The sequence below is a fragment of the Caulobacter sp. D5 genome, from assembly GCF_003185805.1.
Taxonomy (GTDB): domain Bacteria; phylum Pseudomonadota; class Alphaproteobacteria; order Caulobacterales; family Caulobacteraceae; genus Caulobacter.
In genome coordinates, this window is sequence record NZ_QHJY01000183.1 from 1 (window position 1) to 25,901 (window position 25,901).

Consider the following 25,901-nt stretch of genomic DNA (forward strand, 5'->3'; position numbering starts at 1 on the left):
GCCGGGCGCGCGCCCGGGGCGGACGCGGACCGGCGACCCTGGCCCGGCGGCTGCAAGGCCTGCCTGCGCCCGGGACCCACACCCTGGCGGTGAGCATCACGCCTGAGGCCGGCGCCGAGATCTGGAGCCGGCGTTTCGGCGCGCGGACCTTCCGCTCGCGGATCGCCGCGGCGGCCGACGATCCGTTCGCCTTCGAGGAGACGGTCGGTCCGCTGACCTTCCGCTTCCACGCGGCGGCGCGTGGCGGGGGCTTTTCGTGGATCTTCGAAAGCTGGCGGCTGGGCCCCCTGCCCCTGCCGGCCGCCTGGGGTCCGCGCGTGCGGGCCTACACCTTCGCCCGCGACGGGACCTATCGCTTCCGGGTGCTGGTGGCCCATCCATGGTTGGGCGTGGTGTTCGGCTACGCCGGGCGGCTGGGCGGCGAGCATTAAGGCGTATCGATATTCAGCTATTCGCGACTTTCAAATCCGCGCATCCCCGCGAAGGCGGGGACCCAAGCCGGATTTCAGGATGAGGCGCGACCGTGGATCGTTTCCAACCTCGGCTTGGATCCCCGCCTTCGCGGGGAGGCTCGGTGAAAAATGAGCTCAGGCCGGTGAATGTCGATCAGGACCTAGGCGTCGATCCGCCGGAACACCGCCATGGCCTGGCCGACGCCGGAGACGTCGCTCGGGATGGTCTCGACCAGGCGCCAGGCCGGAGCGGCGCGGCGGGCGAAGCCTTCGGCGGTCATGTAGCCGCACAGCAGGTTGGAGCCCTCGGCCCCGCGCTGGCGGATGAGGAAGCCGTCGGCGGCCAGGCGGTCGGCGAACTCGGCGGCGGCCGGGATCTTTTCGTCGAAGAACGACAGCAGGGCCAGCCCGCCGGGCCGCACGACCCGGGCCAGCTCGGCCAGCCAGGCCTTCAGCGGCTCTTCGGTCATGTGGGTGAAGACCGAGGTGGCGTAGACGAGGTCGAAGGCGGCCGCCTCGTAGGGCAGGGGCGGCGTCTGGCGCGACAGCACGAAGCGGCCGGGCAGGTTCGCCGCGGCCCAGTCGATCAGCTTGCCGTTGATGTCGCAGCCCGACAGCCGGGCCCGCGGCGCCGAGATAGCGCGACACCCGCCCGCAGCCGCAGCCGAAGTCCAGCACGTCGGGATGCTCGGAGAGCGGCCGGTCGTGGCGGGCGGCGACGGCCTCGATCAGGTCGGCGGCGGTGCGCCCCTGGGCCAGGAAAGCCGCGGCGTCGGCGTGACCGGCGGTCATCACCCGCAGATAGGCCGGCGGGACGGGCAGGTCCTCGACGGCGACGTCCTCGGCCGCCGGCTTGAGGGCCTGCAGGTGCTGGAAGATGGCGAAGGCGGCGTCGGCCAGGCCCAGGCGGTCCAGCACGCCGATCAGGCGGCGCCTCATGACTTACGCAGACGGGGATTGAGGGCCGGGCGGCAGATCGACAGCAGCAGGATCAGCGGCGCCAGCATGACGGCGACGACATAGCGCTGCCAGGTGTCGGCCCGCTTGATGAAGTAGCGCGACAGGCCCACGCCCTTGTGGAACTCGACCTTGACCGGGTGCTCCAGGCTGGTGTGGCCCAGGTGGATGACGCGGGCCTGCGGATGGAACAGCACCTGGCCGCCGGCCTGGCGGGCGCGCCAGCACAGGTCGATGTCCTCGACGTGCAGGAAATAGCCCTCGTCGAAGCCGGCCAGGGCCTGGAAGTCGGGGCGACGCAGGGCGAAGCAGGCGCCGGAGATGGTCGGCACGGGCGCGGGCTCGGCCGGCAGGGGCTCGTGCTCGCGGTGGATCTCGAAGCGGGCGAAGCGCTTCACCTTCTGGCTGAGCTGCGACAGGCTCATCAGGGTGGTGACCGGCGTCACCTCGCCCCGGCGGCCGCCGCGCTGCTCGGTGCCGTCGACGTTCATGACCCGGGCGCCGACCACGGTGGGGACAGGCTGGTCGCGGAAGGCCGCGACCATGGCCGGCACGCAGTCCGACTGCAGGTTGGCGTCCGGATTGACGAAGATCAGGTATTCGCCCTGGGCGATCGAGGCGCCGAGATTGGCGCCCCGGGCGAAGCCGACATTGCCGTGGCCCTGGGCCAGCTGGATGCGCGGCTCCGTCAGGCCCAGAGCCCGCAGCATCTCGGCGTCCGACGGCGAGGAGCCGTTATCGACGATGACGAACTCGTCGACCATCGGCTCGGCCAGCACGTGGCGGATGCTGTCGACCAGCGCTTCTCCCGTCCAATAGACGACCATCACCACCGAAACCAAAGGCTTGGCGGGACGTGCGCCTGCGGCGAGGACCGTAAAGGACGGGAGAATGCTGTTCATCAGACCTGCGCAGGCTCTCGAACGTCTTGCGGCGCCTTGGCCCGCGCGAGGTCGGGCGGGGTGGCTTCCTGGCCGAGCACGACGAGCGCGTCGTCGAGCGACAGGATCTGCTGCCCTTCGCCGCCGAGGCGACGCAGGGCGACCTGCCCCGTCTCCGCTTCCTTACGCCCGACCACTGCGATCACCGGAACCTTGCCGAGGCTATGCTCGCGAATCTTGTAGTTGATCTTCTCGTTACGAAGATCGACTTCCGCGCGCAATCCCATAGCGATCAACCGCTCGACCACGGTGCGCGCATAGTCGTCCGCGTCCGACGTGATCGTGGCCACGACGACCTGGGTCGGCGCCAGCCAAAGCGGCAGGTGGCCCGCGTAGTTTTCCAAAAGAATCCCGATGAACCGCTCGAACGACCCCAGGATCGCGCGATGCAGCATCACCGGCCGCTTCTTGGATCCATCCTCGGCAACGTATTCGGCGCCCAAACGTTCCGGCAAAACATAATCAAGCTGCAGCGTGCCGCAGGTCCACTCCCGCCCGATGGCGTCCTGGACGATGAAATCGAGCTTGGGCGCGTAGAAGGCGCCGTCGCCCTCGGCGATCACCGGCTCGACGCCGGCCAGGCGCGCGGCCTCGGCCAGCATGCCTTCGGCCTTGTCCCAGAACTCGTCCGAACCGGCGCGCAGCTCCGGACGCGTGGCCAGAGCGATGTACTTGGTCGTCATGCCGAGGTCGGCGTGGATCATCCGCGTCAGGCGGATGAAGCGCTCGGTCTCCTCGACGATCTGGTCCTCGCGGCAGAAGATGTGGGCGTCGTCCTGGGTGAAGGCGCGCACCCGCATCAGGCCGTGCAGGGCGCCCGACGGCTCGTAGCGGTGGCAGGCGCCGAACTCGGCCATGCGCATCGGCAGTTCACGGTACGACCGCTGGCCGACGTTCCAGATCTGCACGTGGCCGGGGCAGTTCATCGGCTTGAGGGACAGGATCTCGCCTTCGACCGTCTCGCAGACGAACATGTTGGCGCGGTACTTGTCCCAGTGGCCCGAGTTTTCCCAGAAGGTCTTGTCCAGGACCTGGGGCGTCTTGACCTCGATATAGCCGGCGCGGTCGAGGCTGCGGCGCATATAGGCCTCCAGCGTCTGCCAGAGCTTCCAGCCCTTGGGGTGCCAGAAGACCATGCCCCGGCCCTCTTCCTGCATGTGGAAGAGACCCAGCGCCTTGCCCAGCTTGCGGTGATCGCGCTTCTCGGCCTCCTCGATACGCTTCAGATAGGCCTCGAGATCGGCTTCCGAGGCCCAGCTCGTGCCGTAGATGCGCTGCAGCTGGGCGTTGTTCTGGTCGCCACGCCAGTAGGCGCCGGCCAGCTTGGTCAGCTTGAAGGCCTTGCCGACATGCTTGGTCGACGGCAGGTGGGGGCCGCGGCAGAGGTCCTTCCAGTTCCCCTGGCGATAGACCGTGATCGTGTCCGTACCCGGCAGGTCACGGATGATCTGGGCCTTGTACTGCTCGCCGATCTCGTCGAAGTGCTTGATCGCCTCGTCGCGATCCCAGACCTCGCGCGTGATCTTCTCGTCGCGGTCGACGATCTCCTTCATGCGCTTTTCGATCGTCGCCAGGTCATCCAGGCTGAACGGCTCGTCGCGGGCGAAGTCGTAATAGAAGCCGTCCTCGACGTTCGGACCGATCGTCACCTGGGTGCCGGGGAACAGCTCCTGCACGGCCTCGGCCAGCACGTGGGCGGTGTCGTGGCGGATGGTCTCGAGGGCCTCGGGGGCGTCGCGCGTCAGGATCTCGAACTTGCGCTCGCCGGCCAGCAGGTCGGGCGTCAGGGCGCGGTCGAGGTCGAGCACCTGGCCGTCCAGCTTGATCAGCAGGGCCTTCTTCTCGAGCGACTTGGAGATGGCGGCCGCGACGTCGCGACCCGTCGCGCCATCGGGGTACTGACGGGAGGAGCCGTCGGGGAAAACCAGATCGATCATTCTTCACACATCCATTTACGCGGCTCGCGCGGCGGCGGCGGCGGGTCGTACCCCGAGCCGCCGAACGGATTGCATCGGCAGATCCGTCGCAGCGCCAGCCAGGACCCCTTGGCGGGTCCGTGATCCTTGAGCGCCTGGGCCGCATATTCCGAACAGGTCGGCATAAAGCGGCACTGGCGCCCGATGAGAGGCGAAAGCGTCAACTTGTAGGCGCGCAGGCCCAGGTCGACAGTGCGGTCATAAAGGCTCATGCCGGCGCTTTCGCGAACGGAGTCGGGGACTTATCGCACCCGCGAAAAGCTCCGATCAAGCGGCGCCGGCGCTGCTAGTTCGCGTTTGGGCGGAAGCTGTGGCCTTCCGGACAGCCTCGACCGCGGCCTCGAACGCCAGAAGCGTCGAGGCGTGACGGGCGGGATAGTCCTTGACCGGCTCCAGCACGGCGAGCTCCGCAAAGCGGCCCGCGGGGGGCGGGCCGTTCGACTTGAGCATAGCGGCCAGGGCGTCGCGGGCCAACTCAAGTTCGGAAAGATCCGTACCGATGATCTGCGCGCCCAGCACCGCGGCGCTGGCCTGGCCCAGGGCGCAGGCCGAAACCTCCTGGGCGAAGTCGGCGACCCTGCCGTTCTCGACCACCACGTCGACGACGATGCGGCTGCCGCACAGCTTGGCCGTCTTCTCGGCGCTGGCGTCAGGCGCGGCCAGCCGCCCGGCCCGCGGCATGTTGGCCACGAGCGTCAGGATGCGGGCGCTGTAGAGATCGTCGATCATCCGACTTCAGATGGGACCGCGCCACGCTCGCGCCAGAGGGCCTCGGCCCGGTCGCGCACCGCCTCGCCCATGGCCGTGAAGGCCGTCTTCAGCGCCTTGCGCTCGTCCTTGCCGATCCACTTGACCAGCAGGCCCATGAACAGCTCGCCGTTCGAGAAGGTGGCGTTGGTCGGCCCCATGTTCTCGACCTCGATGTAGCGGATCGCCGTGACGAAGCCGCCCAGGCGCTGCGAACGCCAGTGCAGCTGCTCGTAGGGCACCCAGTCCTGGACGATCGGCTGGATCACCTTGACCGGACGATCGCCGATCGCCTCTTCCAGCGTCAGGGCCGTGCCGATCTTCAGCTGGCCGGCGGCCTTGACGTAGAGCGGGTTCCACTGGTGCCAGCTGTCGAAGTCGGACACGACTTCCCAGACGATCTCGGCGGGGGCCTGGACCCCGATGCGGTGCTCGACGGCGCGTTTCATGGCAGCGATCTAGCACATCCGGGGGGTGGAGCTACAGACGTCAACCGCCCCCTTTTTCTTCCCCTCAGACCCCCGCCTCGCGCTGATAGACCGGCAGGTCCAGCGACGGCGGGGCGAGCCCGGCCTGGCTCAGCAGGTCGTGGGCCTGGCCGCGGTGATGGGTCTGGTGGTTGAAGAGGTGGGCCAGGGTCTTCCACAGCGGACCGACCACCTCGACCCCGTCGGCCTTGCGCACCCAGCGGAACTGGGCCGCGCAGGCCTCGTCGGTGAGGCCGGCGACATAGGCGATGAGGCCGGCGTCCTCGGCGTCGCGGGCGGCGCGCAGGGACGCGAGGTCTTCGAACAGCAGGGTGTCGAGGCCGTAGGACGGCAGCGGGGTTGCGGAGAGGCGCGCGGTCCAGATGCGGTCGGTGACCAGCAGGTGGTTCAGGGTCCCGGCGATCGAGCCGAAGAAACCGCCGCGCGGGGCGGTGAACCCGCCGGGCGGCAGGGCCTCGCAGGCGGCGTGCAGGCGGGCGTTGGCCCAGGCGTTGTAGCCGGCCATCAGGATGAAGTAGTCGCGCATGGGGTCGGCTCCGAACGCGGGCGGGTTGCGGGCCGCCCGCTGCGCAGATGGCGCAGCTTGGCGGACGGTGCAAGGCGCGGAGCAATTCGCCATCGCAGTTCCCCTCCCCCTTGATGGGGGAGGGGCAGGGGTGGGGGTGATGCGGCGGCTGAAGCCGCGCACGGCCGCCGGCTCAGCAGGTCACCCCCATCCCCGACCCTTCCCCCATCCGCCAACGGGAAGGGAGAGGTCCCAAAAGGGATGGAAACAGCCGAACTAGATCGCCACCTCGAACGCCGCCTCGGTCTTGGCCTGGACCTCGTCGACGCTCACGCCCGGGGCCAGTTCGATCAGCTTCACCGGGGTCTTGCCGCGGTTGATCTCGAAGACGCCCAGTTCGGTGATCAGCAGATCAACCACGCCGGCGCCGGTCAGCGGCAGGGAGCAGGCCTTGAGCAGCTTGGGCGCGCCGGACTTCTCGCAGTGGTCCATGACCACGACCACCCGCTTGACGCCGGCCACCAGGTCCATGGCCCCGCCCATGCCCTTGACCATCTTGCCGGGCACCATCCAGTTGGCGAGGTCCCCGGTCTCGGAGACCTGCATGCCGCCCAGGATCGACAGGGCGATATGGCCGCCGCGGATCATGGCGAAGCTGTCGGCCGACGAGAAATAGGAGCTGCTGTCCAGCTCGGTGATCGTCTGCTTGCCGGCGTTGATCAGGTCGGCGTCTTCCTCGCCCTCATAGGGGAAGGGACCCATGCCCAGCATGCCGTTCTCGCTTTGCAGCGTCACGTGCATGCCCTCGGGGATGTAGTTGGCCACCAGGGTCGGGATGCCGATGCCCAGGTTCACGTAGAAGCCGTCGCGCAGCTCCTTGGCGGCGCGGGCCGCCATCTCGTCGCGGGTCCAGGCCATTACGCTTGTTCCTTCGTCTTTTCTTCGCGGGGGCGGGTGGTGACGCGCTCGATGCGCTTCTCGAACTTGGCGCCCGCGATGATGCGGTCGACGAAGATGCCGGGGGTGTGGATGTTGTCCTTGTCGAGCGCGCCGATCTCGACCAGTTCCTCGACCTCGACGACGGTGGCCTTACCGGCCGTGGCCATCATCGGATTGAAGTTGCGGGCCGTCTTTCGGTAGACGAGGTTGCCCTCGGCGTCGGCCTTCCAGGCCTTGACGATCGACAGGTCGGCCACCAGGCCGCGCTCCATCACGTACATCTCGCCGTCGAACTCGCGGGTCTCCTTGCCCTCGGCCACCAGGGTGCCGTAGCCGGTGCGCGTGAAGAAGGCGGGGATGCCCGCGCCGCCGGCGCGGATGCGTTCGGCCAGCGTGCCCTGCGGGTTGAACTCCAATTGCAGTTCTCCACTCAGGTATAGCTGTTCGAACAGCTTGTTCTCGCCCACATAGGACGAGACCATCTTCTTGATCTGACGGTTCTCCAGCAGGATGCCCAGGCCGAATCCGTCGACCCCGCAGTTGTTGGAGATGACCGTGAGGTCCTTGACCCCCGTTTCGCGGATCGCCGCGATCAGGTTTTCGGGAATGCCGCAGAGACCAAAGCCCCCCGCCATGATGGTCATGCCGTCGAACAGCAGACCCGCCAACGCTTCAGCGGCGTCGGACTTCACCTTGTCGACCATGGTTCCTCCCGGAGCGACGTTCGCCGACTGCTCTGAAGCGCCGGCCGGAGAAATTCAAGCCTTGATGAATAAATTTTCCCGCCACGCGACTTCGATCGGTGAGCGCGCGTGACGGGCGAGCCTAACACCGCGCTCGTGACGCCCGCCACCGCCGGCGCCCTGCTGACCCTGGCGCACCCGGCGCTTGAACGCTCGCGCGCCAATCGCGCCCTGGCCAAGGCGGCCAAGGCCCTTTCCGGCGTCACTTTCCACGACCTGTACGAGACCTATCCGGACTTCGCGATCGACATCGAGACCGAGCAGCAGAAGCTGCTCCAGCACGACATCATCGCCTTGCAGTTCCCGCTGTTCTGGTACTCGCCGCCGGCCCTGATGAAGGAGTGGCTGGACCTGGTGTGGCTGCACGGCTTCGCCTACGGCCTGGGCGGCGACGCCTTGGCCGGAAAGCGCCTGTTCGTGGCCTGCACCACCGGCGGGGCGGCCCAGGCCTATCACGCCAAGGGCTACAACCGCTTCACCCTGGACGAATTCCTGCGCCCGCTGGAGCAGACGGCCTATCTGTGCGGCATGGTCTGGGAGACGCCGTTCGTGGTGCACGGGGCGGCGATGAAGGACGACGAGCAGCTGAAGGCCGAGGCCCTGCGCTACCAGGCGCGGCTGTCGGCCCTGCTGACCGCCGACCACGCGGCCGAGGGAGCGTAAGCCATGGAACCGTTCCTGAAGCAGACCCTCGTCTATCTGGGCGCCGCCGTCATCTCGGTGCCGATCGCCAAGCGGCTGGGCCTCGGCTCGGTGCTGGGCTACCTGATCGCCGGGGTGCTGATCGGCCCGGCCATGCTGTCGCTGGTCGGCGAGCAGGGCGACGTCATGCGCTTCGCCGAGTTCGGCGTGGTGATCCTGCTGTTCCTGATCGGCCTGGAGGTGCGCCCCTCCACCCTGTGGGAGATGCGCAAGACGATCTTCGGCCTGGGCGGCGCCCAGGTGGTGGGCACCTCACTGGCCGTGGCCGCCATCGGCTATCTGCTGGGCCTGCCCTGGCAGACGGCCCTGGCCGTGGGCCTGGTGCTGGCCATGTCGTCGACCGCCATCGTGCTGCAGACCCTCGACGAGAAAGGTCTGAGGCAAGGCCCGGTGGGCCGCGCGGCCTTCGGGGTGCTGCTGCTGCAGGACCTGGCGGTGATCCCGATGTTCGCCCTGCTGCCGCTCTTGGCCACCGTCGCGCCCGAGGCGCACGGCGCGGACGCCGGCGGCCACGGCGCCAGCCTGATCTCGCACCTGCCCGCCTGGGCCCAGGGCCTGGCCGTGCTGGGCGCGGTGGGCGCGGTCGTCGGCGGCGGTCGCTATGTCGTGCGGCCGATCTTCCGCTTCATCGCCGAGGCCCGCCTGCGCGAGATCTTCACCGCCGCGGCCCTGTTGATCGTGGTCGGCGTGGCGGGCCTGATGCAGGCCGTCGGCCTGTCGCCCGCCCTCGGGGCCTTCCTGGCCGGGGTGGTGCTGGCCGAGAGCGAATTCCGCCGCGAGCTGGAGACCGACATCGAGCCGTTCCGCGGCCTCTTGCTGGGCCTCTTCTTCATCACCGTCGGCGCCGGCATCGACCTGATGCTGATCGCCCGCCAGCCCCTGACCCTGATCGCTCTGGTGCTGGGCCTGATGGTGCTGAAGTTCCTGGTCATGTTCGGCATCGCGCGTCTCGCCGGCGCGCCCGGACGCGGGGCGGCGGCCGTGGCCACGGCCCTGGCCCAGGGCGGCGAGTTCGCCTTCGTGCTGCTGAGCTTCACGGTCGGGGCCGGCGTCATCGGCGCGGACCTGGCGGCCCTGCTGACCGCCGCCGTCGCCGTCTCGATGGCCCTCACCCCTGTGGCCATGATCCTCTACGAACGCATCGCCGAACTGATCAACGCCTCGATCCCCGACGTCGAGCCCGAGGCCCCCAATTTCGACGAGGGCGAGCCGGACATCATCATCGCCGGCTTCGGCCGGTTCGGTCAGATCACCGGCCGCCTGCTGCAAGCCAACGGCTTCAAGTCGACGGTTCTGGACAGCGACATCGAGCAGATCGAGCTGCTGCGGCGCTTTGGCCGACGGGTGCACTATGGCGACGCCACGCGCCTTGACCTGCTGCGCGCCGCCGGGGCCGAGCACGCGCGGATGCTGATCGTCGCGCTCGACGATCGCGAGAAGACCGCCGAGCTGGTCGAGACGGCCCGCAACGCCTTCCCGCACCTGATCATCCTGGCCCGCGCCTGGGACCGCCGCCACGCCTACGACCTCTTGGCCAACGGCGCCGACGCGGTCGAGCGCGAGACCTTCGAGGCGGCCCTGGCCCTGGGCTCGACGGCCCTGCAGAAGCTGGGCTTCCGCGCCCACAAGGCCTTCCGGGCCACGTCCTTCTTCCGCCGCCACGACCGCAAGACCTTCGAGGACCTGAAGCCCATGTGGGGCCAGGAAGAGGCCTACATCCTGGCCTCGCGCGACGCGGCCCAGACCATGGACCGCCTGCTGGCCGCCGACCTGGCCAGGATGCGTCCGGGCGAGATGGGCGGAGCCTGGGACACGGCCGCCCGCGACGAGGAGCTGCGCAAGCTGGCCCAGCGCCAGGGTCGCGACGGCGAGCCGGTGGAACCGGCCGACGCGGACGGCTGGACGGGAGCGCCGCCGAAGGGCTAAGGCAGGACGAAGGTCGTCAATAACAACGGGAAAGAAGCGGCATGTATCTGGAGTGCTATCCCACCGAGAGCCGGCCGCCGGAGATCGTGCCTGGGCGTCCGCAGCGGGCCTGGATGGACCACTTCGCCGACCGCCATCCCTATCGCTGCCTGCCGCTGACCATGGCCAACACCACCGGCTGGGAGATCCTGTGCCCGGTCGGGTTCGAGGCCACCTGGAACGGCGGGATCCACCAGAACGACATCACCTTCAAGTCGGACCACCCGCACCCGGGCTTCGACGATTTCGTCAAATCGCACTTCTCGCGCGGGACGATCACCTTCCACACCGGCTATCTGTTCCGCACGCCGCCGGACTGGCTGATCTGGACCATGGGGCCGCCCAACCACATCAAGGACGGCATCCAGCCGCTGGCCGGCCTGGTCGAGACCGACTGGCTGCCCTTCCCCTTCACGATGAACTGGATCTTCACCCGCCCCGGCACGGTGAAGTTCGCCAAGGGCGAGCCGTTCTGCTTCATCACCATGATCCAGGACAAGCCGCTGGAGAACGTGCAGCCGGTGATCCGGCACATGAACGCCAACCCCGACATCCGCAAGCAGTACGACGTCTGGGCCGAGAAGCGCGGCGAGTTCAACGCCCGCATCGCCGCCCGCGACCCGGCCGCCACCAAGGAGGCCTGGCAGCGCTTCTACTTCAAGGGCGAACTGCCCGAGGAGATCGAGGCCCCCGCGCCGAAGGGCCACGTCAACAAGCGCCGCCTGAAGGCCCCGAAGATCGGGTTCTGAGGCGTTGCGGTTCTCCCCCTTCCCCCTCGATGGGGGAAGGGTCGGGGATGGGGGTGACCTGCTGAATTGGCGACGGCGCGACGTCTGACGCCGCACCTCCCCCACCCCTGCCCCTCCCCCATCAAGGGGGAGGGAATGACGGGCGTTTGGGGAAGCGGCCCCGCTAGCCGCGCGCCAGCACCCGTCCCGCCAGCCAGCGCCGCACCGGCTCGTCGACGAGCTTGAGGGCGGCCCAGGCGATCGCCACCGCCGCCACGAACACCGCGACCCCGACCAGCGCGCCCTGGGCGGCGGGGATTTTCCGGTCGATCACCCAGCCGGTGTAGATGTAGATCAGCGGATAGTGAGTGATGTAGAGCGGGTAGGACAGGTCGCCGAAGAAGCGGGCGATCCGGACGCTGGGGCCCTTGGCGTCCTTCTCGCCGGCGCCGATGGCGACGATCAGCGGGAACAGCAGGATGATGCAGGCGGCCTCGTAGAGACCGTTCAGCCACAGCCGGTCGGTCCCGCCGAAGCGCGGCAGGGAGAAGGCGGCGATCAGCAGCAGGCTGCACACCCAGAAGCCGTGGCCGACCTTGATCCGCTTGCCCAGGCGCATCAGCAGCACGCCGGCGAAGAACGGGAACATCACCCGCGTAAGCCCGATCTGGACGCCATTGGCGTCCAGCGCCCAGCCGCCGATCACGTCGCCGCGCGGGCCCCGCACCAGCAGCCAGACCAGCGCGATGGCCGACACGGCGACCAGGCCGCCCAGCCAGCGGTTCGAAAGCTTCCGCAGGCCGACGGCGTAGAGGAAATTGGCGATGTACTCGTAGAACAGCGACCATTGCGGGCCGTTCAGCGGATAGATCTCGCCCCAGCCGCGGATCTCGGCCGACGGCCGCAGGGGAATCATCAGGAAGCCCAGCAGCAGGACGCCGATCACCTGCCAGGTCGTCGCGGTCCCGAGCTTGGGAAAGATCGACCAGTGCTGGAAGGCCAGCAGGCTGGCGCCGACCAGGCCGCCGATGATGATCATCGGCTGGAGACGCACCAGGCGGCGCTTCCAGAAGTCCCACTGCCCCATGCCGCCTTCCCAGCGGTCGTCATAGGCGTAGGCGATCACGAAGCCCGACAGCAGGAAGAAGAAGTCCACCGCCAGGTAGCCGTGATTGATGATCTGCTTCTGCGGGACGCCGCCGGAATAGGCCTCGAACAGGTGGAAGACGACCACCATCAGCGAGGCCACGCCCCGCAGGCCGTCGAGGATGACGTAGTGGCTCTTGGTCTTGATCTGAGGAACGGCGGCGGATGACGTCATGAACAAGCTTCGCTTCTGGAGAGTCGCGTCGCAGGGTTGTTGGGTTTATCGTTAAACCACAACCCTCTTTCGAACGGTGTTCGGACGGTCATGCGACGGCCCGCCTCTTCTCCAAGACGCCCCCGCGAGGGCGGCAAGGTCACGATCAAGGAGGTGGCCGCCCACGCCGGCGTCTCGGCCATGACGGTGTCGAACGTCTTCAACGACACCGGCAAGTTCAGCCGCGAGACCCGCGAGCGCGTGCTGGCGGCCATCAACGCCCTGGGCTACGTGCCCAACTCGGCCGCGCGGCGGCTGGTCGGCGCGACCCCGGCCAGGATCGGCCTGCTCTACGCCGGCGTCGACAGCATGTTCATCGACGCGGTGCTGGCGGCCGCGGCCGTGGCCAGCGCCGAGCGGGGCCTGCAGCTGATGGCCCGCAAGGCCGCCTCGGCGGGCGAGGCGCTGGACGCCGCCCGCGCCCTGCAGAGATCGGGAGCCGACGCCCTACTGCTGTTGCCGCCGTTCGACACGGTGCTGAGCGGTTCGGCCGCGTTCCGGGCCCTGGGCCTGGCGGCGGCGTCGATCGCCACGGCCGCGCCCCTGCCCGACATGTTCACCGTCCGGATCGACAACCGCGCCGCCTCGCGCGCCATGACCGAGCGGCTGATCGCCCGGGGACGCAGGCGGATCGCGATCATCGCCGGGCCGCAGGACCATTCCGACAGCGTCGAGCGCCTGCTGGGCTGTCGCGAGGCGCTGGAAGCGCACGGGCTGGACTTGGCGGAAGACAGGGTGATCGAGGGGCGCTTCACCTTCGAGTCGGGGCTGGCCGCCGCCGAACGGCTGCTGGCCCTGGCCGAACTGCCGGACGCCATCGTCGCGGCCAATGACGACATGGCGGCCGCCGCGCTGTGGGTCGCCCACCGCCGCGGCCTGTCGCTGCCGCGCGATCTGGCCGTCACCGGGTTCGACGACACCTTGCTGGCCACTCGCGTGTGGCCGCCGCTGACCACGGTGCGCCAGCCGATCGACCGGATGACCGCCCGCGCGCTGGACCTGCTGCTGGACGCCTTGCGGCGGCGCACGGACGAGCCGGCGGACGTCCTCGAAGACTACGCCCTGGTCGGGCGGGCCTCGGACTAGACGGTCAGAGGTTCAGGAACAGCCGTCCCGCCAGCCAGGCCGTGGCCAGCCAGAAGGCGCTGCTGAGCACGCCGCCGAAGAACAGGGCGCGGCGGAAGTCGCGGCTGTGCAAAAGTCCGGGCGCGGCGACGGGCCGCGTATCCTGCGTGTGGAACACCTGGAACATCCTCCCGTGGCCCGGCGCTGTGGGGGCTCGCGCCGTTAACCACGGACTCGACGATGTCACGAAACTGACGAAACACAACCTTGGCCATCGCCTTTCGGGCGAATTTTCGCCGCTTTTCCGCCAAGATTAGTGCATCCACACCAAAAATCACCCCCGACCGACAGCCCTGGGTTTACCGACGATCGATATGGGCGCATAGATAGCATTGGAACATAAATCAATCGGAGGTTGCTGTGGCGTTCTCTGATTTCCTTGCTTCCGCCCGCATCAATCGCGCGTTCGTCGGCCCGCTGACCGAGGCGCTCAAGCCGGTCCTGGCGCTCAACACCATCGTCGACATCCTGGTGGTGGTCGACTTCAACATCGCCACCGTGCCCGGCGAGGGCTTCGGCGTCGGTTCGGTCATCGAGCTGATCCGCGCCTCCAAGGTCGGCTGCATGAGGTTCCGCATCGACATCGCCCTGCGGGGCGCGGGAACGCCGGCGGTCGTCGTCCCGGCCGACCCCTACGCCGCCAAGTACGTCAACTTCCGGTTCGACATGCAGGACGGCGCCGCCAAGGTCATCGACCGCTACGAGCAGATCTGGTGCTTCGGCTTCGCGCCGAACAACAGCGGCGGCAATTCGGACGCGCCCATCGAGGCTCACCCTACCGCCTCGACCGACACCGAGCTGGCCTATCTGGCCAAGTGGATGAAGACCAAGAAGGGCGGCCTGTTCGCCACCGGCGACCATGACTATCTGGGCGCCTCGATGTGCTGGCGCATGCCGCGCATCCGCTCGATGCGGCGCTGGACCAACGCCGACGGCGTGCCGCCGATCGACACGCCCGACCGCATCGACACCCTGCGCCCGCCCTCGCCCGCCTACGAGCCGGGCTGGCCGGGCGGCCCCCTGGCGCTGGGCAACGGTCCCCACCAGGGCGACCTGACCCCGCAGCCGATCGACTGGGAGCCCTGGCAGCGCCGGCGGATCAGCGTCTTCCTCGAGAAGGTGCGGCCCCATCCGGTGCTCTGCCACCCGACCCTCGGGCCGATCGACGTCATGCCCGACCACGCCCACGAGGGCCTGTGCCACGACACCGGCACGATCGATCTCGACGCCGCCTACGACTTCGGCGAGGGCAAGGAGGCGGAATATCCGGACGCCCTGAACGGCGGCCCCAAGCCCGAGCCGACGGTGATCGCCTACGGCGCAACCCTGGGCTCGCCGCCCTACGTCTTCTCCAAGGGACCCCAGCCGGCCCGGTCGCGCTTTCCGATGATCAGCGTCTATGACGGCCACCGGGCCGGGGTGGGCCGGGTGGCGACGGACTCGACCTGGCACCACTGGTTCGACGTCAACATCGGGGACATCAAGGCCGAGAACGGCGACAACTGGGCCAAGATCAGCCGCTACTACATCAACCTGGCCAGCTGGCTCAGCCCGCCGGGCTACACCACCCGCTGCCTCTATTTCACGACCTTCGTCAGCCACTTCCAGACCCCCGGGTTCCAGGAGTACGCCCCGCGCCTGACGGCCCTGGAGCTGGGCGGGGTGCTGCGGCGCTGGATCGTGCGGACCTACGGCCCCTGCTGGATCACCCAGTCGCTGTTCGACCTGCTCGACGAGCTGCGCTTTCCCTATGCCGAGATCGACAAGATCAAGCTGCCCGGCCCCTGGCCGTGCCTGACCTGCCCGCCGTTCGAGCTGTTCGAGGACGCGATCCTGGGCGGGCTGGTCAAGGGCGGCCTGGAGGAGGCCGAGCGGATCAAGACCGCCATGCTGCACGGCCGCTCGCCCGACCCGATCAAGGCCGACAGCCTGAGGGACGTGCTGACGGCCGGGGTGACCCCGGCCATCCAGGAGCTGACCAAGCTGCTGGGCGCCGAGCACGAGGCGGTGGGCGAGGCCCTGGGCCTGGTCGGCCGCTACGCCGTCACGCCCGAACGCCTCGCCAAGACTTGAAGGGCGTCAGACGGCCTTCACCGCCGAGGCGATGTCGCCGACCACCTTGCGCACCAGGGCCGGGTCGTCGCCCTCGGCCATGATGCGGATCAGCGGCTCGGTGCCCGAGGCGCGCACGACGATGCGGCCATTGCCGTTGAGGGCGGCCTCGCCGTCGGCGATGGCTTCCTTCACGGTCTTGGCCTCCAGCGGCTTGCCGCCAGCGAAGCGGACGTTTTCCAGCAGCTGCGGCACCGGCTCGAACTGACGGGCCAGGGCGCTCATCGGCTTGCCGGTCTCGATCATCACCGCCAGCACCTGCAGGGCGGCGATCAGGCCATCGCCCGTGGTCGAGAAGTCCGACAGGATCAGGTGGCCCGACTGCTCGCCGCCGACATTGAAGCCGCCCTCGCGCATGCGGGCCATGACGTAGCGGTCGCCCACGGCGGTGCGCTCCAGCGTCAGGCCCAGGCCCTTGAGCGAGCGCTCCAGGCCGAGGTTCGACATCACGGTGGCCACGACGCCGCCGGCCTTCAGCTTGCCGGCCCGGGCGAAGGCCCCGGCGATGATGGCCATGATCTGGTCGCCATCGACGATCAGGCCCTTCTCGTCGCAGATCACCAGGCGGTCGGCGTCGCCGTCCAGCGCGATGCCGATGTCGGCGCGGTACTCGCGCACCAGCTTGGCCATCGCGTCGGGATGGGTCGAGCCGCATTCCTCGTTGATGTTGGTGCCGTCCGGATCGACGCCCAGGCTGATGACCTCGGCGCCCAGCTCGTAGAGGGCGGTCGGGGCGACCTTGTAGGCCGCGCCGTTGGCGCAATCGACGACGATGCGCAGGCCCGACAGGGAGAGGTGACGCGGGAAGGTCGCCTTGACGATCTCGACATAGCGGGCCTGGGCGTCGTCGATGCGCTTGACGCGGCCAAGGTCGCGCGGGGCGGCGAGGCCTTCCTGCAGCCCCTCGCCCATCAGGGCCTCGATCTTCAGCTCCTGCTCGTCCGACAGCTTGTAGCCGTCGGGGCCGAACAGCTTGATGCCGTTGTCGGCGAAATTGTTGTGCGAGGCCGAGATCATCACGCCCAGGTCGGCGCGCATCGAGCGGGTCATCATGGCCACGGCCGGGGTGGGCAGCGGGCCGAACAGCCGCACGTCCATGCCGACGCTGGTGAAGCCGGCGACCAGGGCCGGCTCGATCATGTAGCCCGACAGGCGGGTGTCCTTGCCGATCACCACCAGGTGGCGGCGGTCGTCCTGCGAGCGGAACAGCTTGCCGGCCGCCAGGCCGACGCGCAGGGCGACTTCGGCGGTCATCGGGTGCTTGTTGGCCTGGCCGCGGATGCCGTCGGTGCCGAAATAGGCGCGCTTGCTCATGGGGGTCTTCATGTCGCTTAAGTGAACTTGCGCGGCCCATATAGAGCCTCGCCGGGGCGGAGTCTGGACCGCGAAACGATCCGAAATGCAGATTTACGTCGCCGGTCCCTGCGCGAGTGCTAAAGGCCGCGCTCGAAATATCCCGTACGGGTAGCAATAATCCTCCCGGCGCGTTCTACAAAGGATCATGTCCCATGTGCGGCATCATCGGCATCGTCGGTAAGGCCTCCGTCGCCGAGCGTCTGGTCGAGAGCCTCAAGCGGCTCGAATACCGGGGCTACGACTCGGCCGGCATAGCGGGCGTCGTCGGAACTGGGGTCGAGCGCCGCCGGGCCAAGGGCAAGATCAAGGCCCTGGAGGAGGTGCTGGCCGCCGAGCCTCTCACCGCCACCACCGGCATCGGCCACACCCGCTGGGCCACCCACGGCGAGCCGAACCTGAAGAACGCCCACCCGCATTCGGCCGGCCGCGTCACCCTGGTGCACAACGGCATCATCGAGAACTTCGCCGAGCTGAAGGCCGAGCTGGCCGCCGCCGGCCGCACCTTCTCCAGCGACACCGACACCGAGGTGATCGCCCACCTGATCGACGCCGAGCTGGCCACGGGCCTTGCCCCGCTGGACGCCTTCAAGGCCACGCTCGACCGGCTGACCGGGGCCTACGCCCTGGCCGTGCTGATCGAGGGGGCCGAAAACCTGGTGCTGGGCGCCCGCCGCGGCAGCCCGCTGGTGGTCGGCGAGGGCCAGGGCGAGATGTTCCTGGGCTCGGACGCCCTGGCCGTCGGCCCGTTCACCAACCGGGTGATCTATCTCGACGAGGGCGACTACGTGGCTCTCGACCACGACAGCGCGCGGATCTTCGACGCCTCGGGCGCGGTGGTGACCCGCCCCGTGCGCGTGGTGCCGGCCAGCGCCGTGATGATGGAGAAGGGCAACTACCGCCACTTCATGGAAAAGGAGATCCACGACCAGCCCGAGGGGTGCCAGCGCACCATCGCGGCCTATGTGGACGCCCTGACCAGCAAGACCGCCATCCCGGGCGAGGTCGACTGGGCCAAGCTGGAGCGCATCCAGATCGTCGCCTGCGGCACCTCCTACATCGCCGGCGTCGTGGGCAAGTACCTGATCGAGCAGCTGGCCGACCTGCCGGTGGACGTCGAGATCGCCTCGGAATTCCGCTACCGCCAGCCGGCCCTGCGGCCGGGCGCCCTGGTCGTGGCCATGTCGCAGTCGGGCGAGACCGCCGACACCCTGGCGGCCCTGCGCTACTGCAAGGCCAAGGGCATGAAGAGCGCCGTGGTCGTCAATGCCACGGAATCGACCATGGCCCGCGAGGTCGACGTGGTCTGGCCGATCCACTGCGGTCCGGAGATCGGCGTGGCCTCGACCAAGGCCTTCACCGCCCAGGTCAGCGTGCTGACCGCCATCGCCGTGGCCGCCGCCAAGGCGCGCGGGACCATCGACGCGGCGGAAGAACAGCGCCTGGTGAAGGTGCTGCTGGAGGCCCCGCGCCTGATCGCCGAGGCCATCCACCTGGAAGGCGCGATCAAGGAGATCGCCGCCGACGTCGCCAAGGCCCGCGACGTGCTCTATCTGGGCCGCGGTCCGATGTCGGCCCTGGCCCTGGAAGGCGCGCTGAAGCTGAAGGAGATCAGCTACATCCACGCCGAGGGCTACGCCGCCGGCGAGCTGAAGCACGGCCCGATCGCCCTGGTGGACGACAAGACCCCGATCGTCATCCTCGCGCCCCACGACAGCTGGTTTGAAAAGTCGGCGTCGAACATGAGCGAGGTCATGGCGCGCGGCGGCCAGGTGATCTTCATCACCGACACCGAAGGCGTGAAGCACGCCCCGGCCGGCGCCAAGGTGGTGGTCACCGCCCCGGCCAGCGACCCGCTGGTCTCGACCCTGGTGATGTCGGCCCCGATCCAGCTGCTGGCCTACCACGTCGCCGTCATCAAGGGCGCCGACGTCGACCAACCGCGCAACCTGGCCAAGTCGGTGACGGTGGAGTGACCCCCTTCTCCCCTTGCGGGAGAAGGTGTCGGCGAAAGCCGACGGATGAGGGGTCGCACGGACAGGAACGCCGCGAAAGCTGATCAGCTTTCGCGGCGTCTTGCTTTTGAGAGACCCCTCACCCGACCTCCTTCGGAGGCCACTTTCTCCCGCAAGGGGAGAGGGATCAGCTTCGGGCCAGCCCGGCCAGGATCGACGGCTTCACCTTCAGGTCGGTCTTGCTGAACACCAGGTCCTCGCGGCCGAAATATTCCTTCTGGCGGCCGGCGCACCAGTCGGTGGTGACGATGGTCAGATGGGTCTTGTCGGGGCGGGTGGGGCCGCTGGCGTAGGCGAAGTCGCCGGTCAGCCTGTCGAACGGGAAGCCGCGATCCTGGTCGGTGCGCGACAGGATGTCGGCCAGGGTCGCCGCGTCGATTTCCGCCTTCATGATCACGCCGTCGAAGCGGACCACGGAGTCGTAGGCGTAGCGGGTCAGCTCGCCGGCCGGAAGGCCCATGCCCATGGTCGTGTGGCCCATAAAGCCGACGTCGGCGCCGGCGGCCCTGGCCATCAGGCCGGCGACCTTGCGGCCGGTGTCGCCCAGCGACAGGGCCTTGGGCACGCGGGCGACCGCCGCCCGCTCCTCGGGCTGCAGGCGGGCGGCGAGCACCTCCTTGACGTGACGCTTCAGGACCGCATCGGCCGGACCGTTGGGATCGACCACGACGCGGGAGATGCGGATCGGGTCGGCCCTGCGGGCGCGGTCGATCGTGGCGAGCGTCAGGGGCTGGCCCCAGGCGCCGGTGTGGACGTAGCGGCTAGACCCCTGCGCGTGCTCGACGGTCAGGTGGTTGTGGCCGCCCAGGAACAGGGTGCGGTCGGGCAGCGAGGACAGCAGCGGCCGGTCGGCGGGCAGGCCGGCGTGGCTCATCACCACCAGCAGGCCGTCTTCGGGCGGGGCGGAGGGCAGGTTGGCCTGCGCCCACGGCGTCGGCGCCGGGATCGACAGGTCGGGCCGGATGGCCTTGGGATAGGTGTCGATCGAATTGGTGGCCCAGCCAACCAGATGCACCGGGAAACCGAGGTCGAGCGTGGCGCGCGAGGAGGCGATCGGCCGGCCGGTGCGCTTGTCGACGATGTTGCTGACCACGGTGATGCCCAGGGCCCGGGCGCGGTCGGCGGCGGCGGCGATGTCTTCGACCAGGTCGGCGTCGTGGTTGCCGATGTTGATGACGGTGGGGGCCAGCCTGGAGACGGCTTCCAGGAACGCCCAGTCGAGCTCGCCGTCGCTGCGCCTGGCCACGACGTTGCCGGCCTCGAAGAGGTCGCCGTTCAGCAGGATCAGGCTGGGCGTGGCGTCACAGCGGACGATGCGGCGCATGGCCTCCAGCAGGGCCGGCATGATGCCGTAGGCCGAGTGCAGGTCCGACAGCATCAGCACCCTGGCCTTGCCGGTGGCGGCCAGAGCGGCGGGGGCGAGCGACAGCGCCAGGCTCGCGGTCGCACCGCCCAACACCGTCCGCCGATTGAACCCGGTCATGCTCGCCTCGCCCCATGCTTGTCGGCGCCCTGCCTAGACCGCTCCAGGCAGGGCGCCAACCAGGCTTTGGCGGGTCAGCGTTCGCTGTCGAGGTGGGCCATCATCGCCGGGGCGTAGCGTTCGCCGGCCGCCGCGCCCTTGGGCACGGCCGCCTCGATGGCGGCGAGATCCTCGGCGGTCAGCACGACGTCCAGCGCGCCCAGGGCCTCGGACAGGCGGTCGCGGCGGCGGGCGCCGACCAGGGGGACGATGTCGTCGCCGCGCGAGGCGACCCAGGCGATGGCGATCTGGGCGACGCTGACGCCTTTCTCCTGCGCCACGCCGCGCAGGGTCTCGACCAGGGCCAGGTTGCGGTCGAGGTTCTCGCCCTGGAAGCGCGGGGAATGGGCGCGGAAGTCGCGGGCGGCGGGCTGGGCGGTCTTGTCCCAGTGGCCGCTGATCAGGCCGCGCGACAGCACGCCATAGGCGGTGATCGAGACGCCCAGTTCGCGGGTCGTGGGCAGGATGGCCTCCTCGATGCCGCGCGACAGCAGCGAATACTCGATCTGCAGGTCGCTGATCGGGGCGACGGCGGCGGCGCGGCGGATGGTGTCGGCGCCCACCTCCGACAGGCCGATGTGGCGGATGTAGCCGGCGTCGCGCAGCTCGACGAGGGCGCCGATGGTGTCCTCGATCGGCACGTCGGGATCCAGGCGCGAGGGCCGGTAGACGTCGATGTGATCGACCTGCAGCCGGCGCAGCGAATAGGTCAGGAAGTTCTTCACCGCCTTGGGCCGGCTGTCATAGCCGAGGAAGGCGCCGTCGGGGCCGCGCAGGGCGCCGAACTTGACGCTGATCACGGCCTTGTCGCGGTCCTGGCCCTTGAGGGCCTCGGCGATCAGCATCTCGTTGTGGCCCATGCCGTAGAAGTCGCCGGTGTCGAGCAGGGTGATCCCGGCCTCCAGGGCGGCGTGGATGGTGGCGATGCTCTCGGCCCGGTCGGCGGGGCCGTAGAGATCCGACATGCCCATGCAGCCGAGGCCGAGGGCCGAGACGGCGGGACCGGTGGTTCCGAGCTTGAGGGTGCGCATGGCGATCTCCTTCGTGCGGGGCGGGCTCGGTTGAGGAGACCCGAGCGCCGCGGTGTTTGACGAGGCGACTATGCCGTCGCGCGACCTGTGCGATAATCCGCTCACTCATGCACGAGCCGTTCGGAAATTCGCACAATGGCCAGCCCCGACCTCGCCGATCTCGACGCCTTCGCCGCCGTGGCGCGGGCCCGCAGCTTCCGGGGAGCCGCCGTGGGCCGAGGGGTGTCGGCCTCGTCGCTGAGCGAGGCGGTGCGGCGGCTGGAGGCGGCGCTGGGCGTGCGCCTGCTCAACCGCACCACCCGCAGCGTCACCGCCACCGAGGCCGGCGAGCGCCTTCTTGAGCGCCTCTCGCCCGCTCTGGCCGAGGTGGCCGGCGCCCTCGACGCGGTGAACCAGTTCCGCGACAGCCCGACCGGCGTCCTGAAGCTGAACGTGCCGGGCGCGGCCGCCAAGCTGTCCCTCGGTGAACTGATCGGCCCGTTCCTGCGCGCCAATCCCGGCATTACGCTGGAAATCATCGTCGAGGACAGCTTCGTCGACGTGCTGGCGGCCGGGGCCGACGCCGGCGTGCGCTACGGCGAGCGGCTGGAGAAGGACATGATCGCCGTGCCGCTGTCGGGTCCCGAACGCTATCAGGCCGCGGCCTCGCCGGACTTCCTGGCCCGCCACGGCGTTCCCCTGCACCCGCGCGATCTCCTGGCCATGCCCTGCATCCGCCACCGCTTTCCCAGCGGGGCGATGATCGTTCCGGAATTCGAGAAGGACGGCGAGATCATTCGCGTCTCGCCGGAGGGACCCCTGGTCACCTCGTCGTCGGAACTGGAGATCCGCGCCGCCGAGGAGGGGCTTGGCCTGGTGATGAGCTTCGAGGGCCTGCTGGCCCCGGCGGTGGCCGCCGGCCGGCTGGTTCCGGTGCTGGAGGACTGGAACCCGCCCTTCGACGGACCCTTCCTCTACTACCCCAGCCGGCGGCACATGCCCGCCCCGCTGCGGGCCTTCGTCGACTTCCTGCGGGCCCGCAGAACGGGGAGCCCGGCGGGAAACTGAATCTTCTCCGGCGTTTGCCGCCTGTTCACCGTCGGCTGTCATGCTGCCCGGCGATAGAACGAGGGGCACTCCGCCGATGACCGTCCACAGCCGCTTCGCCGCCCGCCTGGGCGGGGCGTTCGCCCGTGTCGCCACGCGCCTGCGCGGCTTCGGTTCGAACACCCGGGGCGCCATCGCCGTCTGGGTGGCTCTCAGCATCCTGCCGCTGTCGATCCTGGTGTTCGGCGTGGTCGACGTCAGCCGGATGAGCCTGGAGCGCCGCCGCCTGCAGGACGCCCTGGACGCCGCCACCCTGATCGCCGCGCGCACCACCGCCACCGACGAGAGCACCCTGACGGCGACCGGCAGCGCGGCCCTCAAGGCCGAACTCGGCTCCACAACGGCCACGTCGAAGTTCTACGTCGACTCCAAGAAGGAGGTCATCGGCGAAGCCTCGATCTCGATCTCGCCGATCATCCTGGGCCTGATCAACAACAACCAGCCCCTGGTGACCAGCGCCAAGTCCTACGTCGTGCGCTCGTCGAAGAACCTGGAAGTGGCCCTGGTGCTCGACATCACCGGCTCGATGGACGGCACCAGCCGCATCGGCGCCCTGAAGACCGCCGCCGCCGACCTGATCGACACCGTCGTGCAGGACGTGCAGACGCCCTACTATTCCAAGGCCGCGATCGTGCCGTACTCGATCGGCGTCAATGTCAGCACCTACGCCGACAACGTGCGCGGGGCCATTCCGTCCAGCACGCTGAGCAGCGCGGCCTGGTACAGCGCCACCAAAACCATCTCGGCCTACACCAAGGGCTCGCCGACGACGATCACCACCTCGGCCACGCACGGCCTGGCGGTGGGCGACTACGTCTACATCACCGGCACCGGCTCCAGCTATCTGAACGCCAAGATCCTGGCCGTAACCAGCGTGCCGTCGACGACCACCTTCAAGGTCACGCCCAGCAGCAGCATCACCAGCGCCGGTTCGGCGGGCACGATCTACAAATGCCTGACCTCGACCTGCTCGGTGGTGATCACCACGGCCGCGACGCACAACTTCCAGACCGGCGACCAGGTGCTGCTGAGCGGCATCAGCGGCATGACCGCGCTGAACAGCAAGACGCCGACGATCACCTACAAGACCACGACGACCTTCGACACCAACATCGTCGGCACCTCGTACACCACAGCCGGAACCGGCGGCACGGGCTCGTGCTACAGCACCTCGCGCTCGGACATCAGCTGCGCCTTCTTCAACTTCACCAGCGCCAGCAGCACCAGCGAGAGCTTCCCGATCAGCACCTGCGCCACCGAGCGCACGGGGACCTACGCCTATACCGACGACGCGCCCAGCACCTCGCTGGTCGGCCGCAACTACCCGGCCTCGACCTCCTATGGGGCCAGCTCGACCAACCCCTGCCCGACCAGCGTCATCACCCCGCTGAGCACCGACAAGACGGCCCTGAAGGCCCAGATCAACGCCCTGGCGGTGGGCGGCTCGACGGCCGGCCAGATCGGCCTGGCCTGGGGCTGGTACATGGTCTCGCCGAACTTCTCGTACCTGTGGCCCAACACCTCGCAGAAGCCGGCCGCCTACGGCGCCGAGGACCTGATGAAGGTGGTGGTGCTGATGACCGACGGCGCCTTCAACACCAACTACTGCAAGGGCGTGATCGCCAAGGACGCCGGCTCCGGCTCGGGCGGCACGGCCGACCACATCAACTGCGCGGCCACCAACGGCGACGCCTTCACCCAGGCCCAGACGCTGTGCACCAAGATGAAGGCCAAGAACGTCATCATCTACACGGTGGGCTTCGACGTCGGCAGCGACGCCACCGCCAAGTCGATGCTCAGCGCCTGCGCCACCAGCAGCGACTACGCCTACTTCCCGGCCAACGCCACCGAGCTGAAGACCGCCTTCAAGGCCATCTCCCAGCAGATATCGGCGCTGCGGATCGCCCAATAGCGACGCCGGCCGCCTCCCGCGAAGCGCGCATGAAAAAGGCCCCGTCCGCGAGGACGGGGCTTTCGTCGTTCGGAGACCTCGCCGGCCCGATCAGGCCAGCTTGATCTCGCGCAGGCGCTGCTGGAGGAACTCGTCGGCGGTGATCGACTCCGGATAACGGTCCGGGTTCTCCGCGGTGACGGTGTTGGGCAGGGTCTTGATCTCGTAGTCCGACGCGAAGTGCAGGAAGAACGGCGTCGAGTAGCGCGGCACGCTCCGGCGCTCGGGCGGCGGGTTCTGCACGCGGTGGACGGTCGAGGGCAGGACGTGGTTGGTCAGGCGCTCGAGCATGTCGCCGATATTGACGACGATGCAGCCCGGCGGCGGGTTGATCGGCAGCCAGTCGCCGTTGCGGTCGAGCAGCTCCAGGCCGCCTTCTTCAGCGCCGAGCAGCAGGGTGATGGTGTTGATGTCGCCGTGGGCGCCGGCGCGCACGCCGGTGGCGTCCTGCGGGATCGGCGGATAGTGCAGCAGGCGCAGCACCGAATTGCCGTTCTCGACGGTCGGCTTGAAGAAGTCGCGGTCGAGCTTCAGGTAGGTGGCGATCGCCTCCAGCACCTTGCCGCCCATGCTGTCGAGCGCGTTGTAGAGCCAGCTGACGTCATGCTTGAAGGCCGGGATCTCGGCCGGCCAGACGTTGTCGGCCATGGTGGCGCGGAAGCGGTGGCCGGGCGGCAGGTCGCGGCCCATGTGCCAGAATTCCTTCAGGTCGTGGTGCGTGGCGCCCTTGGCGGTCTCGACCCCGAACGGGATGTAGCCGCGCGCGCCGCCCTTGACCCCGGCGTACTGCTTCTTGGTGTCGACCGGCAGAGCGAAGAAGGCCTTGGCGTCGTCCACCGCCGCGTCGATGCGGTCCTGCGGCAGGTCGTATTCCGAGAGCACCGCGAAGCCATAGCGCTCGAACGAGGCGCCCAGCTCCTTGGAGAAGCGGTCGAAGTCCTTGCTGTAGAGGGTGAACGAGACGGGCTCGATGGCGGATGCGGACACGGTTGGCCTTCGAAGATTAGTAAGACGGGCCTTACTACACCCAAGAGGCGGCGGAACGAAGGCCGTTCATCCCGCGCTCATGTCGTTTGTCGGAACTTGACCATAACGGGTGCGTTTCACCCGCTGATCGAACACTTCACGGGATAGACGGCAGATGACCAACAAGACCGCCTTCCGCGCCACCGCCCTTTCTCGCGCGGCAACCTTGGGCGCCCT

At 68.8% G+C, this 25,901-nt stretch carries 25 protein-coding genes; 10 read left to right on the forward strand and 15 right to left on the reverse strand.

Going from position 1 to position 25,901, the window contains the following annotated elements:
- Positions 1-431: DUF4166 domain-containing protein (locus DMC18_RS13065; protein ID WP_146218065.1), on the forward strand; the 431-nt coding region annotated here is incomplete at its 5' end.
- 182 nt (positions 432-613) lie between these two features.
- Here DMC18_RS13065 and DMC18_RS13070 read toward each other — a convergent pair.
- Positions 614-1,138: a class I SAM-dependent methyltransferase gene (locus tag DMC18_RS13070; RefSeq protein ID WP_110132995.1), complete on the reverse strand. Its 525-nt coding sequence runs from the start codon at positions 1,136-1,138 to the stop codon at positions 614-616.
- Here DMC18_RS13070 and DMC18_RS13075 point away from each other — a divergent pair.
- A complete protein-coding gene (locus tag DMC18_RS13075) occupies positions 1,053-1,475 on the forward strand; it encodes a hypothetical protein (protein WP_146218066.1) in 423 nt (140 codons plus the stop codon). The two genes, DMC18_RS13070 and DMC18_RS13075, sit on opposite strands and share 86 nt — an antisense overlap.
- Here DMC18_RS13075 and DMC18_RS13080 read toward each other — a convergent pair.
- The 8 genes from DMC18_RS13080 to DMC18_RS13115 form a co-directional block, all read right to left on the reverse strand.
- The gene (locus DMC18_RS13080) at positions 1,388-2,311 is read right to left on the reverse strand and encodes a glycosyltransferase family 2 protein (protein WP_110119851.1); all 924 of its coding nucleotides are present in this window, start codon (positions 2,309-2,311) and stop codon (positions 1,388-1,390) included. The two genes, DMC18_RS13075 and DMC18_RS13080, sit on opposite strands and share 88 nt — an antisense overlap.
- Positions 2,311-4,287, reverse strand: a complete 1,977-nt coding sequence (thrS, locus tag DMC18_RS13085; protein WP_110119852.1) for a threonine--tRNA ligase — start codon at positions 4,285-4,287, stop codon at positions 2,311-2,313. Before thrS ends, DMC18_RS13080 begins: the two co-directional genes overlap by 1 nt.
- Positions 4,284-4,538, reverse strand: coding sequence for a membrane protein insertion efficiency factor YidD (yidD, locus tag DMC18_RS13090; protein WP_110119853.1), 255 nt, complete (start codon positions 4,536-4,538; stop codon positions 4,284-4,286). Before yidD ends, thrS begins: the two co-directional genes overlap by 4 nt.
- 55 nt (positions 4,539-4,593) lie before the next feature.
- A complete protein-coding gene (locus DMC18_RS13095) occupies positions 4,594-5,055 on the reverse strand; it encodes an iron-sulfur cluster assembly scaffold protein (protein ID WP_110119854.1) in 462 nt (153 codons plus the stop codon).
- Positions 5,052-5,522, reverse strand: a complete 471-nt coding sequence (locus DMC18_RS13100; RefSeq protein WP_110119855.1) for an SRPBCC domain-containing protein — start codon at positions 5,520-5,522, stop codon at positions 5,052-5,054. The genes DMC18_RS13095 and DMC18_RS13100 overlap by 4 nt, the downstream gene beginning before the upstream one ends.
- A gap of 64 nt (positions 5,523-5,586) precedes the next feature.
- A complete protein-coding gene (locus DMC18_RS13105; RefSeq protein ID WP_110119856.1) occupies positions 5,587-6,087 on the reverse strand; it encodes a DinB family protein in 501 nt (166 codons plus the stop codon).
- 255 nt (positions 6,088-6,342) lie between these two features.
- Positions 6,343-6,984 carry a 3-oxoacid CoA-transferase subunit B gene (locus tag DMC18_RS13110; protein ID WP_110119857.1) on the reverse strand — a complete coding sequence of 214 codons (642 nt, stop codon included), beginning with the start codon at positions 6,982-6,984 and terminating at the stop codon, positions 6,343-6,345.
- Positions 6,984-7,709 (reverse strand): CoA transferase subunit A, encoded by a 726-nt coding sequence (locus DMC18_RS13115; protein WP_110119858.1) that lies wholly within the window; start codon positions 7,707-7,709, stop codon positions 6,984-6,986. The genes DMC18_RS13110 and DMC18_RS13115 overlap by 1 nt, the downstream gene beginning before the upstream one ends.
- Positions 7,710-7,817: 108 nt before the next feature.
- Here DMC18_RS13115 and DMC18_RS13120 point away from each other — a divergent pair, with 108 nt between their 5' ends.
- From DMC18_RS13120 to DMC18_RS13130, 3 genes are read left to right on the forward strand one after another with little or no spacing between them, the layout of a single operon-like run.
- Positions 7,818-8,411, forward strand: coding sequence for an NAD(P)H-dependent oxidoreductase (locus DMC18_RS13120; RefSeq protein WP_199228449.1), 594 nt, complete (start codon positions 7,818-7,820; stop codon positions 8,409-8,411).
- Between the two features lie 3 nt (positions 8,412-8,414).
- Positions 8,415-10,376, forward strand: a complete 1,962-nt coding sequence (locus tag DMC18_RS13125) for a monovalent cation:proton antiporter-2 (CPA2) family protein (protein ID WP_110119860.1) — start codon at positions 8,415-8,417, stop codon at positions 10,374-10,376.
- A gap of 41 nt (positions 10,377-10,417) precedes the next feature.
- Entirely contained in the window at positions 10,418-11,164 is a 747-nt protein-coding gene (locus DMC18_RS13130) for a DUF6065 family protein (RefSeq protein ID WP_110119861.1), read from the forward strand.
- A 163-nt stretch (positions 11,165-11,327) separates the two neighbouring features.
- Here the strand turns inward: DMC18_RS13130 and DMC18_RS13135 are convergent, their stop codons facing one another.
- Entirely contained in the window at positions 11,328-12,464 is a 1,137-nt protein-coding gene (locus tag DMC18_RS13135; RefSeq protein ID WP_110119862.1) for an acyltransferase, read from the reverse strand.
- A gap of 90 nt (positions 12,465-12,554) precedes the next feature.
- Between DMC18_RS13135 and DMC18_RS13140 the strand changes: the two genes are divergently transcribed.
- Positions 12,555-13,589: a LacI family DNA-binding transcriptional regulator gene (locus DMC18_RS13140; RefSeq protein ID WP_110132997.1), complete on the forward strand. Its 1,035-nt coding sequence runs from the start codon at positions 12,555-12,557 to the stop codon at positions 13,587-13,589.
- Positions 13,590-13,593: 4 nt separating this feature from the next.
- Here the strand turns inward: DMC18_RS13140 and DMC18_RS26040 are convergent, their stop codons facing one another.
- Positions 13,594-13,746 carry a hypothetical protein gene (locus DMC18_RS26040; RefSeq protein WP_158285907.1) on the reverse strand — a complete coding sequence of 51 codons (153 nt, stop codon included), beginning with the start codon at positions 13,744-13,746 and terminating at the stop codon, positions 13,594-13,596.
- Positions 13,747-13,988: 242 nt separating this feature from the next.
- Between DMC18_RS26040 and DMC18_RS13145 the strand changes: the two genes are divergently transcribed.
- Positions 13,989-15,701, forward strand: coding sequence for a hypothetical protein (locus tag DMC18_RS13145; RefSeq protein WP_110119864.1), 1,713 nt, complete (start codon positions 13,989-13,991; stop codon positions 15,699-15,701).
- A gap of 6 nt (positions 15,702-15,707) precedes the next feature.
- On the opposite strand, the gene glmM is transcribed toward DMC18_RS13145, so the two are convergent.
- On the reverse strand, positions 15,708-17,054 hold the full coding sequence (gene glmM, locus DMC18_RS13150; protein ID WP_110119865.1) for a phosphoglucosamine mutase: 1,347 nt from the start codon (positions 17,052-17,054) through the stop codon (positions 15,708-15,710).
- A gap of 194 nt (positions 17,055-17,248) precedes the next feature.
- Between glmM and glmS the strand changes: the two genes are divergently transcribed.
- Positions 17,249-19,069 (forward strand): glutamine--fructose-6-phosphate transaminase (isomerizing), encoded by a 1,821-nt coding sequence (gene glmS, locus DMC18_RS13155; RefSeq protein ID WP_110119866.1) that lies wholly within the window; start codon positions 17,249-17,251, stop codon positions 19,067-19,069.
- Positions 19,070-19,235: 166 nt separating this feature from the next.
- On the opposite strand, the gene DMC18_RS13160 is transcribed toward glmS, so the two are convergent.
- Together DMC18_RS13160 and DMC18_RS13165 are read right to left on the reverse strand one after the other, a co-directional pair.
- Positions 19,236-20,591 (reverse strand): metallophosphoesterase, encoded by a 1,356-nt coding sequence (locus DMC18_RS13160; RefSeq protein WP_110119867.1) that lies wholly within the window; start codon positions 20,589-20,591, stop codon positions 19,236-19,238.
- A gap of 74 nt (positions 20,592-20,665) precedes the next feature.
- Complete coding sequence (locus DMC18_RS13165) at positions 20,666-21,661, reverse strand: aldo/keto reductase (RefSeq protein ID WP_110119868.1); 996 nt, start codon at positions 21,659-21,661, stop codon at positions 20,666-20,668.
- 135 nt (positions 21,662-21,796) lie between these two features.
- Between DMC18_RS13165 and DMC18_RS13170 the strand changes: the two genes are divergently transcribed.
- The gene (locus tag DMC18_RS13170; protein WP_110119869.1) at positions 21,797-22,708 is read left to right on the forward strand and encodes a LysR family transcriptional regulator; all 912 of its coding nucleotides are present in this window, start codon (positions 21,797-21,799) and stop codon (positions 22,706-22,708) included.
- Between the two features lie 76 nt (positions 22,709-22,784).
- Positions 22,785-24,659, forward strand: a complete 1,875-nt coding sequence (locus DMC18_RS13175; RefSeq protein ID WP_110119870.1) for a TadE/TadG family type IV pilus assembly protein — start codon at positions 22,785-22,787, stop codon at positions 24,657-24,659.
- Between the two features lie 90 nt (positions 24,660-24,749).
- Here DMC18_RS13175 and DMC18_RS13180 read toward each other — a convergent pair whose 3' ends face one another.
- Positions 24,750-25,685, reverse strand: coding sequence for an isopenicillin N synthase family oxygenase (locus DMC18_RS13180; RefSeq protein ID WP_110119871.1), 936 nt, complete (start codon positions 25,683-25,685; stop codon positions 24,750-24,752).
- Positions 25,686-25,901: the final 216 nt, after the last annotated feature.